This window comes from Pseudomonas sp. AA-38 (genome assembly GCF_029457475.1).
Classification (GTDB): Bacteria; Pseudomonadota; Gammaproteobacteria; order Pseudomonadales; family Pseudomonadaceae; genus Aquipseudomonas.
On record NZ_CP120359.1, the window covers coordinates 1,255,804 to 1,267,987 of the forward strand.

Below are 12,184 nucleotides of genomic sequence, written 5' to 3' on the forward strand. Positions count from 1 at the left end.
AAAGGCTGTGCTCTTGATCGCGAATAAATTCGCACCTACAGCCTGTACACACTCAAAACGCAACGGCCAGGACGATGCCTGGCCGCTGCGTTAACGCACGAACTCGGCCGGAGCTTAGGCGGAGATCGGGGTACGCCAGTCGTCGGAACCGGAGGTGCCGGAGACTTCGTGGGTCCAGACGATCTTGCGGTAGGTGAAGTAGACGTCTTCCAGGTGAGTGAAGTGGGCCATGTTCGGGTCCTGGCAGTTCGGCATGCGCGACTGCACGTCGACGATCACGGCGTCTTCCAGTTCGATGGTGAAGTAGTGCTCCTGGGTACCGGTGGAGGAGGTGCGGTACCACTCCAGACGGCACTTGTTCAGACGCTCACCGGAGGTCAGGGCGTTGAAGATCAGCGGCGAGGACTTGTCGAAGACCTTGGTGATCATCAGCGGCTTGTGTACGCGCTGGCCGGTGGGTTGGCCGGACTGCGGATCACGCGGGATGATGACCTGGTGGTTGTAGGCCTGAACCAGAATCTGGTCTTCATGACCTTCCTGGAAGATGTTGCCGACCGAGTCCTCGGTGAAGGTGCCAGCGGTGATCAGACCTTGTTTGGTGCCTTCGAGGGACAGATACGCGGGTGTTGGCATGAGTGCTCTCCTTGCCTTGGGTCATGGATCGAAAGTGATCCGGGAGCCTGGTCTAAAGCGAACGGCGTGCCAGTTTTTGTAAGTCGATATAAATCAATAAGTTGGTGTGACCGCTAAATTACATGCGGTCATATTGAGCGCTGGGTCACGAAAAAGTGCGCAAGAAGTTGCGCACTGCTGCGCAAGTTTTTGCGCAGTGCCTTTCAGGCCTTTGGCTGCGTAACCTGCAGAAATTTATCCACAGGGTTATCCATATTTTGTTGTGCAGGAAGTTGCGCAGTCGGTTGTTTGCCCTGGCTCATGTTGAGGTTGCGTTTCAGCTCTCTTCAACTGCCTGCTGCGCCTGCATGTTGCTGGCGATACGTTGGGTGGTCTGGATCACCAGGTCGATGACGCGCTCCTGGCGCAGCAGTTTGAAGGTGTCGGTGCTGCCCACGGCCGAGATGCTGCCGACCACTTCCTTGCCATCGGTGACGATGATCGGCGCGGCGATGCCGGTCAGGCCCAGGTTCAGTTCGTCATGGGTGATGCAGTAGCCGTCCTTGCGAATCTTCTTTGCCGCGCGGGCGAACTCCGACCAACTGCGCTGGCTGTAGGGGTTGTCGGGATCCCTGGAAATCTGCTCCTCGAACAGTTTGAGCAGGCGTCGGCCCTTCTGGTAAGCCACCAGCACCTTCGATTGCGCACCGCGAAACAGCGGCAGGGGATGGCCACGGCCGAAGGCGAAGTGGTGCTGCTCGTTGGGGTCGGTGATGTAGGTGTTGATGATGTGGCCGTCGTAGAAAACGCTGGCGAACACCGCCAGGCCGGTTTCCTCGGCCAGGCGCTGCATGGGTTCACGACCAGCGATGAGGATGGGGTCGTACTGCCGCATCATCCAGTCCAGCTCGATGATGCGTGGGCCGAGGGCGTAGTTGCCGGCTCCGACACGGCTCAGCAGGCCGGCCTCACAGAGATCCTTGACGTAACGGTAGACCGTGGCGCGCGACAGCCCCATGCGCTCGGCGATGGTTTCCGGGTCTAGCTGCAGTTGCTGCGGGCCGAACAGATCCAGCACCCCCAGGGTCTTGCTCAAGCTGCTCATGGTGTTCCTTTCAGGTTCGGCCCCGTGCGGAAGGGGTGATGGACGCGTGCCTCGAAGCATAGCTTGGAAAAGGCTTATTTTTCGAGCGTATTTTTAGGTCAAAAAATCTCATTTATCTCGTATTTTGAGCTTTTTGCTAAAAAATGCTTGTTGGTATTGCGTTGCGATGCAATAAATCTCGCATTCGTCAACGCATGCCATGGGATCGTCAAATGAATGGTGCCGAATCGCTCATCAAGGCCGCTGTCGCCAGCGGTATTGAGTACTGCTTCGCCAACCCCGGAACCACCGAGATACCGCTGGTCGCGGCCATGGGCGCCGAACCTGCGCTGAAACCGGTGCTGTCGATGTTCGAGGGCGTCTGCACCGGCGCCGCCGACGGCTATGGGCGTATCGCTGGTAAGCCGGCCATGACCCTGACCCATCTCGGCCCGGGCTTTGCCAACGGCATCGCCAACCTGCACAACGCGCGCCGCGCCAATACGCCGATCGTCAATGTGATCGGCGACCACGCCTCCTGGCACGTCAACTACGACCCGCCCCTGGCCAGCGATATCGACGCCCTGGCCGGCGCGGTGTCCGGCTGGGTGCGCACTTCGCGTCATGCGCAGCGCATCGGCGAGGATCTGCAATGCGCCGTGCAGGCGGCCTGGCAGCCGCGCGGGCAGATCGCCAGCCTGGTGCTGCCGATGGATCTGCAGGCCAACACGGTGGATGCCGAGGCGCTGCGTTTCGCTCCGCTACAGGCGCCGGTGCGGCGCTTCGCCGGTGACAAGGTGGAGCGCGTGGCGGCCGAACTCAAGGCTGGCAAGCGCCTGGTGTTCATCGTTGGTGATGACGGCCTGACGGCGGCTGGCCTGGAAGCGGCTGGGCGCCTGGCCCAGCTCGATGGCGTGCGTTTGTTCGCAGAAACCTTCCCGCGGGTCAGCCATCGCGGTGGCGGCCTGCCTGATCTGGATCGTCTGCCGTACTTCCCGGAAGTGGCCATCGAGATTCTCGACCAGTACGACCTGGTGGTGTGCGCCGGCGTGCCGGAGCCGATCAGCTATTTCGGTTACGAAGGCATCGCCTCGCGCCTGGCCGAGCGTGATCGCCTGCTGTCGCTGGCCGAGGTCGGCGACGATGTGACCGGTGCGCTCGCTGCTCTGGCCGATGCCCTCGAGGCCCCGGCGCATATTCCCTGCGAGCAGGGTATCGAGCTGCCGCCGGCCGACGAGGCGTTGACGCCGCAATCGGTCGGGCGCGTGCTGGCCGCCGCGCTGCCGCATGATTGCATCGTCTCCATCGAAGGCGGCACCTGCGGTTACCCCTTCTTCACCGCCTCGGCCGGTGCCGCCCGCCATCGCGTGCTGACCAACACCGGCGGTGCCATCGGTCAGGGCATCCCGGCCGGTTTCGGCGCGGCCCTGGCCGAGCCGGGCAATACGGTGTTCTGCCTGCAGTCCGACGGCAGCGCGCAGTACACCATCCAGACCCTGTGGAGCATCGCCCGCGAGCAGTTGCCGGTGATCATCCTGATCGCCGCCAACCACCGCTACGCGATCCTGCAGAACGAGCTGCGCCGCTATGGCGTCACCGACTTCGGCCCGCAGGCGCTGGCATTGACCGAGCTGGATCGCCCACGCGTGGACTGGAAGGCCCTGGCCAAGGGCTACGGCGTGCCGGCCAGCAGCGTGCGCAGCAACCTCGAACTGCGTCAGGCGCTGGCGACTGCCATCGCCAGCGCCGCGCCCTGCCTGATCGAAATGGAGCTGTGAGCCATGAGCGAGATTCAACTGCTACCTGCCGTCCGTGAGTTTCTTGCCACCCCCAAACGTCTGTTCATCGGCGGCCAGTGGGTGGAGGCCGCCAGCGGCAAGCGCTTTGCGGTCGAGAACCCGGCCACCGCCACCCAGCTATGCGAAGTCGCCGAAGGCGAAGAGGCCGATGTCGACGCCGCCGTGGCAGCGGCCCGCACAGCATTCAAGGGGCCGTGGCGCTGGGAGACGCCGGCACGCCGCGGCTACCTGTTGTTCCGTCTGGCCGAGCTGATCGACGCCCATGCCGAAGAACTGGCGCAACTGATCACCCTGGAGAACGGCAAGACCCTCGCCGCCGCCCGTGGTGAGGCCGCCAGTGCCGCCAACATCATCCGTTACTTCGCCGGCTGGCCGACCAAGATCGAAGGCAGCACCGTGCCGGTTTCCCCGGCCAGCGGTGCTCCGATGCTCAATTACACCCTGCGCGAGCCGGTGGGTGTGTGCGCGCTGATCGTGCCGTGGAACTTCCCGCTCAACATGTGCGTGTGGAAGCTCGGCCCGGCTCTGGCCACCGGCTGTACCTCGGTGCTCAAGCCCGCCGAGCAGACGCCGTTGGTAGCGGTACGTCTGGTGCAACTGATCGAGCAGGCTGGCTTCCCCGCTGGCGTGGTCAACCTGCTCACCGGCTTCGGTGCCCGCACCGGCGCACCGCTGTCGCAGCACGCCGATGTCGACAAGATCGCCTTCACCGGCTCGACCCAGGTCGGTCGGCTGATCGCCCAGGCCGCCACCAGCAACATGAAGAAGGTGTCTCTGGAGCTGGGCGGCAAGTCGCCGAACATCATCCTGCCCGATGCCGACATCGCCCGCGCCGCCAAGGGCGCTGCCGACGGCATCTTCTACAACCAGGGCCAGGTGTGCACCGCTGCCTCGCGCCTGTACGTGCATGAACAGGTGCTCGACCAGGTGCTCGAGGAACTGCGCAAGCATGCTGCCGCACACGTCATCGGTTCCGGTCTGGACAGCCGCACCACTCTCGGGCCTCTGGTTTCCGAGCGCCAGCTGAGCACGGTCAACGGTTATCTGCAGCGTGGCGTGCAGGAAGGCGCTGAGCTGATCTGCGGCGGCAAGCGCCCGGAACACCTGGAACAGGGCCACTTCATCGAGCCTACGGTGTTCTTCGATCGCGCCGAGCAGGCCTGCGTGGCCCGCGAGGAAATCTTCGGCCCAGTGCTCACGGTGATGAGCTGGAGCGACGTCGACGAACTGGCCCAGCGCGCCAACGACTCGCCTTATGGCCTGGCCGCCGGCCTGTGGACCCGCGACCTGCGCTCGGCGCACCGCCTGGCCGCGCAGCTCAAGGCCGGCTCGGTATGGATCAACTGCTGGAACGTGGTCGACCCGGCCTCGCCATTCGGTGGTTACAAGCAATCCGGCTGGGGCCGGGAAATGAGCAAGCACGTGATCGACGCCTACACCGAGACCAAGAGCGTCTACGTCGATCTCGCCTGACCTGACAAAACAAGAGGAAGAATCATGGATCTGCAACTGCAAGGCCGCGTGGCCATCGTCACTGGCGGCGGCATGGGCATCGGTAAGGAAGTGGCGCGCTTTCTCTCCGAGGAAGGCTGCAAGGTGGTGATCTGCGCGCGGCGCATGGAATACCTCAAGCAGGCCGCCGAAGAGATCAGCGCCGAGACCGGCAACGAAGTGCTGCCGCTGTTCTGTGACACCAATGACATGCAGGCCGTATCGACCATGGTGCAGCAGGCCGTCGAGCATTTCGGCCGCATCGACATCCTGGTCAACGGCGCTGCCGCGCCTTCCGGCGTGGTGCGCAACGACATCGAGCACGCCGGCGACGACGAGCTGCTGTCGGACATGAACACCAAGGTGATCGGCTACTTCCGCTGCGCCAAGGCGGTGACCCCGCATATGAAGGCCGCCGGCTTCGGCCGCATCATCAACATCGGCGGCCTCACCGGCCGTGGCAGCAAGGTGTTGTCGGGCATGCGCAACCTGGCCATCGCCCACATGACCAAGACCCTGTCCGACCAGCTCGGCCCCAACGGCATCACCGTCAACCTGATCCACCCCGGCGTGGTCGACACTCCGCACATCCAGGAGTTGTACGAGCGCGAAGGCGTCAAGCAGGGCAAGACCCCGCAACAGGTGGAGCAGGGCTATATCGATGCCACGCCGATCCGCCGCACCCTGCAGCCCATCGAGATGGGCTGGCTGATCGGTTTTCTCGCATCGCCCAAGGCTGGCGCCATCACTGGCGAGTCCATCGGCATCGATGGCGGCCTGACTCGCGGCATCTTCATCTGAGGAGCAAGCAGCTATGAGCAACGGAACCTTTCTGGTCGCCACCGTTGGCCAGGCCATCATCCGCAGCGCCGACAATGGCGCCACCTGGCACCGCCAGGGGCTAGGCCAGCCGCTGGAGTTCGATGCCATCACCCGTTCGCTGAGCCTCGATCCGCAGCGCCCGGAAGTGATCTACGCCGGCGCCGACATCGGCCTGATCGTCAGCTACGATGTGGGCAGCCACTGGCAACTGGTGGACTCGCCGTTCAACGGGCAGACGGTGTGGAAGGTGGCGGTCGATCCGCAGGATCCGCAGCGCATCTTCGTTGGCACTGGCGCGCCGTCGCGGGCGGTGCTGTGGCGTACCCTCGACGGCGGGCAGAGCTGGTACCGCGTGCCAGTGGAAATCCCCGAGTTCTGCGAGGGGGTGAGCAAGCCGCGCCTGCTGGCCTTCGCCTATGACCTGACCGACCGCAACCAGGTGTGGTTCGGCCTGGAGGAGGGCGGCCTGTTCCACAGCCGTGATGGCGGCGACAGCTTCACCCGCGTCGATGACCGCCTGCTGTGGGATTACAACTCGGACATCCACAACATCCTGGTCATGCCCAACCACGGCAGGAAAGTCATCGTGGTGGTGTGCGTCAACGCCATCTACCGCAGCGAGGACGAAGGCCTGACCTGGAGCGGGCAATTGGCCAGGGACGACTTCGGCCTGTACTACGTGCGCGCCATGAACGCGCCGCTGGGCAGCGAGGATACCCTCTACCTGAGTATTTCCGACGGCACGCCGGGCACCACCAGCAAGGTGCTGATCTCGCGCGATGCCGCCGCGACCTGGGAAGTGCTGCCACTGCCGCAGCAACCCAACTCCTGCGTCTGGGCCATCGGCATCAACCCGAGCAACCCACGGCAGATCATCGCCGGCACCAAGTACGGCCACCTGTTCACCTCGGAAAACGGCGGTGATGGCTGGCTCAAGCAGTGGCGCGACTTCAGCGAGATCGCCGACGTGCTGTGGACGCCCGCCGTGGCGCAGATCAAACCGGCGCATACCTCTGTCACCAGCAAGAAGTGAGGAGAACCGCGATGAAAGTCGAGATCGTGCGGACTCATCTGTCCCTGTTCGTCACCGACCCGGACGCCTCCGCGCTCTGGTATGCCGATGTGCTCGGCATGCACGAGAGCGCCCGTGGCGAGGCCTGGGTGATGATGGCCTTCGGCAGCAAGCACCACGATATCGCCCTGATCAAGGCCGCCCCCGGCGCCCATCAGGGCGGCCTGGGCCTGCAGCATTACGGCATGGAGATCGCAGGGGACATGACCACCCTGCGCCAGCTCTACGGCATGTTGCTGAGCAAGGGGGTGGAGATCGTCAAGATCACCGACCACGAAATCGGCAACGGCCTGTACTTCAACGACCCGGACGGCAACCGTCTGGAGTTCTTCCTCGAGACCGATCACGACGACGAGCGCGCCAAGGCCCGTTTCAAGGATGCCTGCGCGCCCAGTCGCAATATCACCCTCGACCCCCTCTAAGGACACGACCATGAAAGCGAGCAACTTCGCCAGCTATCACATCCGCAAGTGGTACAGCTTCACCGAGGAAACCCTGGCCAACGAGACCGGGCAACTGGCCGACGGCGAGCCGCTGTTCAAGTACGTCATCGCCGCCGCCGTGCACAACCCCTATGCCGGGCGTTTCAGCCAGGATCTGAGCCAGTTGATCGACGACTCACCGGCCCTGGGCGAGGAATTCGGCCGACGCATTCGCGAGTTGGCCGGCGAGCGCAAGATCATCAGCTACGGCAAGGCCTGCCTGGTCGGCACCAACTGCGAGTACGAGCATGGCAACGCCTTCCTCACCAACCCGGCAGCCGATCCGGTACGCGTGGCTCTGGGCGGTGGCAAGTCCTGGGTGCCATCCACCGGCAAGCGTGGTGCGCCTGGCTGCACCATCGATGTGCCGCTGGCGCACAAGGATGCACTCTACGTGCGTGACCAGTACGACACCATCTCGGTGACCTTCGGCGATGGCCCGGCCCCGGACGAAGTGATCATCATCTGGGCCTTCGCCACCCGTGGTCGTCTGCATGCCCGCCTGGGCGGCTTGAAAGCCTCTGATATCAAGGGCGACAACGGCCTGACCTGACCGGGAGCTTCGTGATGACCGCGCACAGCCAGTTCTTCAACAACCGCAGCGGCTTGCGCCTGCATGTGCTGCGCTGGGGTAACCCGCAAGGCACACCGCTGATCCTGCTGCACGGTCTGCGTGCCTACGCGCAGACCTGGGAGTCGCTGGCCAGCACGCTGGGTGATGACTTCTGCTGCTACGCCCTGGATCAGCGCGGGCGTGGTCTCAGCGACTGGGCCGAGAGCAGCAGCTACCACAGCGAATCCTATGTGCAGGATCTGCAAGATCTGGTCGCGCACCTGGGGCTGCAGCGCTTCGCCCTGGTCGGCCACTCGCTCGGCGGCGCCAACGCCCTGGAGTATGCGCGGCAACATCCGGGGCGCCTGCTGGCGATGGTGATCGAGGACATCGGCCCCGGCTCGTCGAGCGTCGGTGACGGCGCCGAGCGCATCCGCCGTGAGATGCGCCAGACGCCACTGACGTTCGCCGACTGGGAGGCGGCGCGAGCCTTCTGGGTCAAGTCGCGTCCCGGTCTGTCGGAGCAGGGGGTGCAGTCGCGGCTGGCCCACTCCATGCTGGAGACCGCGCAGGGCATCGTCTGGCGCCATGACCAGCAGGGCATCGCTGCGGCACGCCTGAGCATCGAGCCGGTCGACCTGTGGCCCGCAGTTCGAGCGCTGGATTGCCCGACGTTGTTCGTTCGCGGGGGCAATTCGGACTTCCTACCGCCCGCCACCCTGGCGGCGATGCAGGCGCAGAACCGCAACATCCGTACCGTGGAGATCGCCGGCGCGAGCCATTACGTGCACGATGACCAGAGCGACGCATTCAACCGCAGCGTTGCCGACTTTCTTCGGCAAGCGAGCAAGCCATCAGAATAAGAAACGGGTGAGCAAAAAATGAAACGGGAAACTACCCAGGTGGTGATAGTCGGTGGCGGCCCCAATGGCATCACCGCGGCGCATTACATGGGCCTTTACGGCATCGATTGCGTGGTGCTGGAGCTGGCCCAGGGCATCCTGCCGTATCCGCGTGCGGTGGGCATGGACGACGAGGCATTGCGCGTATTGCAGACCGTGGGTGTGGCCGAGCGTGCGCACCGCGACATGATCGCCAACGTACCGCTGCGCTACTACAACGCGCGCGGCGTGTGCTTCGCCGAGGTCAAGCCGAGCGTCGCCGACTACGGCTGGCCGATGCGCAACATCTTCATGCAGCAGTTGCTCGAAGGCACCCTGCGCGAGGAACTGGTGCGCCACGAGGGCGTCGACCTGCGCGAGGGCCACGAGATGCTGGCGCTGGCGCAGGACGACGACGGCGTCACCCTGCAGGTGCGCGATACCGATGGCGAACCCTACGAACTGCGTGCGCGCTACGTGATCGGCGCCGACGGTGGCCGTTCCTGCGTGCGCAAGCAACTGGGCATTCCCCTGGTCGGTTTGACCCACCCGCGCAAATGGGTGGTGGTCGATGCCGCCAACGATACCCTGGATGCGCCCTATACCGCGTTGCATGCCGACCCGCAGCGACCGTTCGTGTGCATCTACCTGCCGTACCGCCAACGCCGCTGGGAGTTCATGCTGCTCGAAGGCGAGAGCGAGGAGGCCATGTGCGAGGAGGGCAATATCCGTCGCCTGATCCGTGGTCATATCGGCGAGGCCGTGGATCAGTTGGATATCGTCCGCATCCGTGCCTACACCCACAACTCGCGGGTGGCCGAGCGTTTCGTCAGCGGCCGCGTCGCGCTGATCGGTGACGCCGCGCACATCACCCCGCCGTGGGCCGGCCAGGGCCTCAACTCCGGCCTGCGTGACGTCGCCAACCTGTGCTGGAAACTGGCGGCGGTGCTCAAGGGGCGGGCCAACCCGGCGATCATCGAAACCTACGACCAGGAGCGGCGTGGCCACGCCACCGACCTGATCGCCCTGGCCGACAACATGGGCGCCATGCTGGGCATGACCAACCCCCTGGTGGCGGGGGTGCGGGACTGGCTGTTCCAGGCGGTGAACACGGTGGACACCCTGCGTTCGCACCTCTCGGAGTTCAAGTTCAAGCCCAGGGCCACCCTGGCCAAGGGCCTGGTGCACCACGAGCGCCAGGACCTGCGCGAGGACGATCTGGTCGGCCAGCTATTCATCCAGCCGGACGTGGAGGATGCAACCGGCACCCGCATCCGTCTCGACCAGGTGCTCGGCCCCTGGTATGCGGTGCTGGGCTACCGCTGCAATCCGCTCGAACAATTGAGCGACGAAACCCAGGCCTTCTGGGCTGGCCTGGAAACCCGCTTCATCCAGATCAACCGTTCGCGTAGCGGAGCGCGCAACCAGCCGCTCAGTACCGACGGCGTGATCAGTGTGGAAGACGTCGATAACCGCCTGGCCGAGTGGTTTTCCAAGGCCCGCGACAACGTCGTGGTGATCCGCCCGGATCGCTTCGTCGCTGCGCTCACCACTCCCGAACGTCTGGACGAGGTGCTGGGCAAGCTGGCCCGGCAACTGTCATGAGTGGCCTGAGCGAACTGCCTGCCGCGCTGCGCCAGGCGCTGCAGCAGGCCCAGCCGCTGCCTAGGCTGGAGCAGGCCGTGTCGCTGGTGGAGGGCTACCGCCTGCAGGGCGAGGCGCTGGCGCAGGCTGGCGTGGCCCTCGGCGGTTGGAAGGTGGCCCTGAGCGGTGCGCCAGCCCAGGCGCGCCTGGGCCTGAGCGAGCCGGTATATGGCTGGCTGAGCGCCGACATGCAGCGCGCGCCCGGCAGCCTGCTGCCGCTGGCGCGGCTGATCGCGCCCAAGCTGGAGGTGGAAGTGGCCTTCGAGCTGGGCCGCGACATCGCCCCCGGTGAGCATGATGACGTCAGCCTGCTGGCCGCCGTGAGCCGCATGGCGCCGGCCTTCGAGATCGCCGATTGCCGCTGGCAGGGCTGGCGCTTCGATGCCGGCGCCTTCCTGGCCGACGATGCGGCCGCCGGGTTGTACTGCCTTGGCCCCTGGCAGCGGTTCGACGCCCAGGCCTGCCGCCGCATCGAATGTCGCCTGATGCATGACGACGCCGTGCTCGGCAGCGCCGAGGCCGGCGAGATACCCGAACAGAACCTGCTCTGGCTGCTGCGCCGGCTGCTGGCCGATGGTCAGCCGCTGCGGGCTGGCCAGGTGATTCTGTCCGGGGCGCTGTTGGCACCGTTGGATATCCAGATGGGTGAGTACCGCGTACGGATGATGGGAGTAGAGCTGGCTCTAGGCTTCGGACAAGCAAACCAAGAAGGCGCCTAGCCGATCAGGGGACTCCAGGCGGCGAAGCGTGCAGAGAGGCGATGGTCATGTTCAGTGAAATCCGTTCCTTTTCCGACCCGCAGCAGCATGCCAGTGCCATCCAGGGCTGGCAGCAGGTCTACGACCAGCAAAGCTGCGGCAGCTTCTCCAGCGAACTGCGCCAGGTGGCGGCTGATCACTTCCAGATATTCCAGGAAAGCCTGGGCAAGCGCACCGTGCAGCATGGCCGTTCGCCCAAGGGGCGCCTGTGCATCGCCCTGTTGCTGAGTGCCGACCGTTCGCCGTTGGTGTCCGGGCAGAAGGTGGGGGCACACAACGTGGTGCTGCTGCGCGATGGCGAGGAGTTCCTCCTGCATTCGCCGGAGGGCCTGTGCTTTCTCGGTGCCAACGTCGACCTGGTGCGCTTCGCCAAGCTGGCGGCGCTGGAGCTGTCCTCGGACAAGCTCGAACTGCTCAGGTCGATGCCGCAAGTGTCGCTGGCCGAGCCAGTGCTGCTGCGTGTGCGCCAGCGTATCTACCCGATCTTCGAGCACTTGCTGCAACGCCGTGAGCCGGTCAATGCCGCCGTCGAGAAGATGCTCGAAGACACCCTGCTCGATGCCTTTCTCGACCTGTTCAGCCATGCCAGCGGAGAGGAGCGTGACCGGCGCGGCAGTTCCGCTGTGTGCGCCTACCTGGTCAAGCGCAGCCAGGAACTGGCAATGGAAGCGGGCAGCGAGTCACCCGTCAGCATCATCGACCTGTGCGAACGATTGCGGGTCAGCCGCCGCACGCTGCAGAATAGCTTCCAGGTGATCACCGGCACGCGCCCGGTGGAATACCTGCGCAACCTGCGCCTGAACGCGGTGCGTCGGCGCCTGATCGAGACCTCGGCAGCCGAGCTCAAGGTCGGTGAGGTGGCGGCGCAGATGGGCTTCTATCACCTCAGCCATTTCGCCAGCCACTACCGGGCATTGTTCGGTGAGTATCCGTCGGAAACCCACCGTGCTTGAGAGGGGCTTCGGGTAGGCCGCCTGAGGACAGAG

The 12,184-nt window shown here is 64.8% G+C and carries 12 protein-coding genes; 10 read left to right on the plus strand and 2 right to left on the minus strand.

Going from position 1 to position 12,184, the window contains the following annotated elements:
* Nucleotides 1–114: 114 nt before the first annotated feature.
* Together PVE35_RS05735 and PVE35_RS05740 are read right to left on the minus strand one after the other, a co-directional pair.
* Nucleotides 115–633 carry an Hcp family type VI secretion system effector gene (locus tag PVE35_RS05735; protein WP_003241180.1) on the minus strand — a complete coding sequence of 173 codons (519 nt, stop codon included), beginning with the start codon at nucleotides 631–633 and terminating at the stop codon, nucleotides 115–117.
* A 316-nt stretch (nucleotides 634–949) separates the two neighbouring features.
* Nucleotides 950–1,717 (minus strand): IclR family transcriptional regulator, encoded by a 768-nt coding sequence (locus PVE35_RS05740; protein WP_277374077.1) that lies wholly within the window; start codon nucleotides 1,715–1,717, stop codon nucleotides 950–952.
* 212 nt (nucleotides 1,718–1,929) lie between these two features.
* Here PVE35_RS05740 and PVE35_RS05745 point away from each other — a divergent pair, with 212 nt between their 5' ends.
* Genes PVE35_RS05745 through PVE35_RS05790 form a run of 10 tightly spaced genes read left to right on the plus strand, consistent with a single transcriptional unit; the run spans nucleotide 1,930 to nucleotide 12,151 of the window.
* Nucleotides 1,930–3,474, plus strand: coding sequence for an acetolactate synthase large subunit (locus tag PVE35_RS05745; RefSeq protein ID WP_268181949.1), 1,545 nt, complete (start codon nucleotides 1,930–1,932; stop codon nucleotides 3,472–3,474).
* A gap of 3 nt (nucleotides 3,475–3,477) precedes the next feature.
* Complete coding sequence (locus PVE35_RS05750) at nucleotides 3,478–4,968, plus strand: aldehyde dehydrogenase family protein (RefSeq protein WP_268181950.1); 1,491 nt, start codon at nucleotides 3,478–3,480, stop codon at nucleotides 4,966–4,968.
* 24 nt (nucleotides 4,969–4,992) lie between these two features.
* Nucleotides 4,993–5,787, plus strand: coding sequence for an SDR family oxidoreductase (locus PVE35_RS05755; protein WP_277374078.1), 795 nt, complete (start codon nucleotides 4,993–4,995; stop codon nucleotides 5,785–5,787).
* 13 nt (nucleotides 5,788–5,800) lie between these two features.
* Nucleotides 5,801–6,841: a YCF48-related protein gene (locus PVE35_RS05760; RefSeq protein ID WP_277374079.1), complete on the plus strand. Its 1,041-nt coding sequence runs from the start codon at nucleotides 5,801–5,803 to the stop codon at nucleotides 6,839–6,841.
* Between the two features lie 11 nt (nucleotides 6,842–6,852).
* Nucleotides 6,853–7,302, plus strand: a complete 450-nt coding sequence (locus PVE35_RS05765) for a VOC family protein (protein ID WP_268181955.1) — start codon at nucleotides 6,853–6,855, stop codon at nucleotides 7,300–7,302.
* A gap of 10 nt (nucleotides 7,303–7,312) precedes the next feature.
* On the plus strand, nucleotides 7,313–7,915 hold the full coding sequence (locus PVE35_RS05770; protein WP_277374080.1) for an amino acid synthesis family protein: 603 nt from the start codon (nucleotides 7,313–7,315) through the stop codon (nucleotides 7,913–7,915).
* A 14-nt stretch (nucleotides 7,916–7,929) separates the two neighbouring features.
* On the plus strand, nucleotides 7,930–8,778 hold the full coding sequence (locus PVE35_RS05775; protein ID WP_277374081.1) for an alpha/beta hydrolase: 849 nt from the start codon (nucleotides 7,930–7,932) through the stop codon (nucleotides 8,776–8,778).
* A gap of 18 nt (nucleotides 8,779–8,796) precedes the next feature.
* Nucleotides 8,797–10,401, plus strand: coding sequence for a bifunctional 3-(3-hydroxy-phenyl)propionate/3-hydroxycinnamic acid hydroxylase (locus PVE35_RS05780; protein ID WP_277374082.1), 1,605 nt, complete (start codon nucleotides 8,797–8,799; stop codon nucleotides 10,399–10,401).
* Nucleotides 10,398–11,159 carry a 2-keto-4-pentenoate hydratase gene (locus PVE35_RS05785; protein WP_268181962.1) on the plus strand — a complete coding sequence of 254 codons (762 nt, stop codon included), beginning with the start codon at nucleotides 10,398–10,400 and terminating at the stop codon, nucleotides 11,157–11,159. Before PVE35_RS05780 ends, PVE35_RS05785 begins: the two co-directional genes overlap by 4 nt.
* A gap of 47 nt (nucleotides 11,160–11,206) precedes the next feature.
* On the plus strand, nucleotides 11,207–12,151 hold the full coding sequence (locus PVE35_RS05790; protein ID WP_268181964.1) for a helix-turn-helix domain-containing protein: 945 nt from the start codon (nucleotides 11,207–11,209) through the stop codon (nucleotides 12,149–12,151).
* Nucleotides 12,152–12,184: the final 33 nt, after the last annotated feature.

Excerpts from the sequence above, each read along its gene's own strand:
- PVE35_RS05735 (WP_003241180.1), bottom strand. The coding sequence starts at position 633 with ATGCCAACACCCGCGTATCTGTCCCTCGAAGGCACCAAACAAGGTCTG.
- PVE35_RS05740 (WP_277374077.1), bottom strand. The coding sequence starts at position 1,717 with ATGAGCAGCTTGAGCAAGACCCTGGGGGTGCTGGATCTGTTCGGCCCG.
- PVE35_RS05745 (WP_268181949.1), top strand. The coding sequence starts at position 1,930 with ATGAATGGTGCCGAATCGCTCATCAAGGCCGCTGTCGCCAGCGGTATT.
- PVE35_RS05750 (WP_268181950.1), top strand. The coding sequence starts at position 3,478 with ATGAGCGAGATTCAACTGCTACCTGCCGTCCGTGAGTTTCTTGCCACC.
- PVE35_RS05755 (WP_277374078.1), top strand. The coding sequence starts at position 4,993 with ATGGATCTGCAACTGCAAGGCCGCGTGGCCATCGTCACTGGCGGCGGC.
- PVE35_RS05760 (WP_277374079.1), top strand. The coding sequence starts at position 5,801 with ATGAGCAACGGAACCTTTCTGGTCGCCACCGTTGGCCAGGCCATCATC.
- PVE35_RS05765 (WP_268181955.1), top strand. The coding sequence starts at position 6,853 with ATGAAAGTCGAGATCGTGCGGACTCATCTGTCCCTGTTCGTCACCGAC.
- PVE35_RS05770 (WP_277374080.1), top strand. The coding sequence starts at position 7,313 with ATGAAAGCGAGCAACTTCGCCAGCTATCACATCCGCAAGTGGTACAGC.
- PVE35_RS05775 (WP_277374081.1), top strand. The coding sequence starts at position 7,930 with ATGACCGCGCACAGCCAGTTCTTCAACAACCGCAGCGGCTTGCGCCTG.
- PVE35_RS05780 (WP_277374082.1), top strand. The coding sequence starts at position 8,797 with ATGAAACGGGAAACTACCCAGGTGGTGATAGTCGGTGGCGGCCCCAAT.
- PVE35_RS05785 (WP_268181962.1), top strand. The coding sequence starts at position 10,398 with ATGAGTGGCCTGAGCGAACTGCCTGCCGCGCTGCGCCAGGCGCTGCAG.
- PVE35_RS05790 (WP_268181964.1), top strand. The coding sequence starts at position 11,207 with ATGTTCAGTGAAATCCGTTCCTTTTCCGACCCGCAGCAGCATGCCAGT.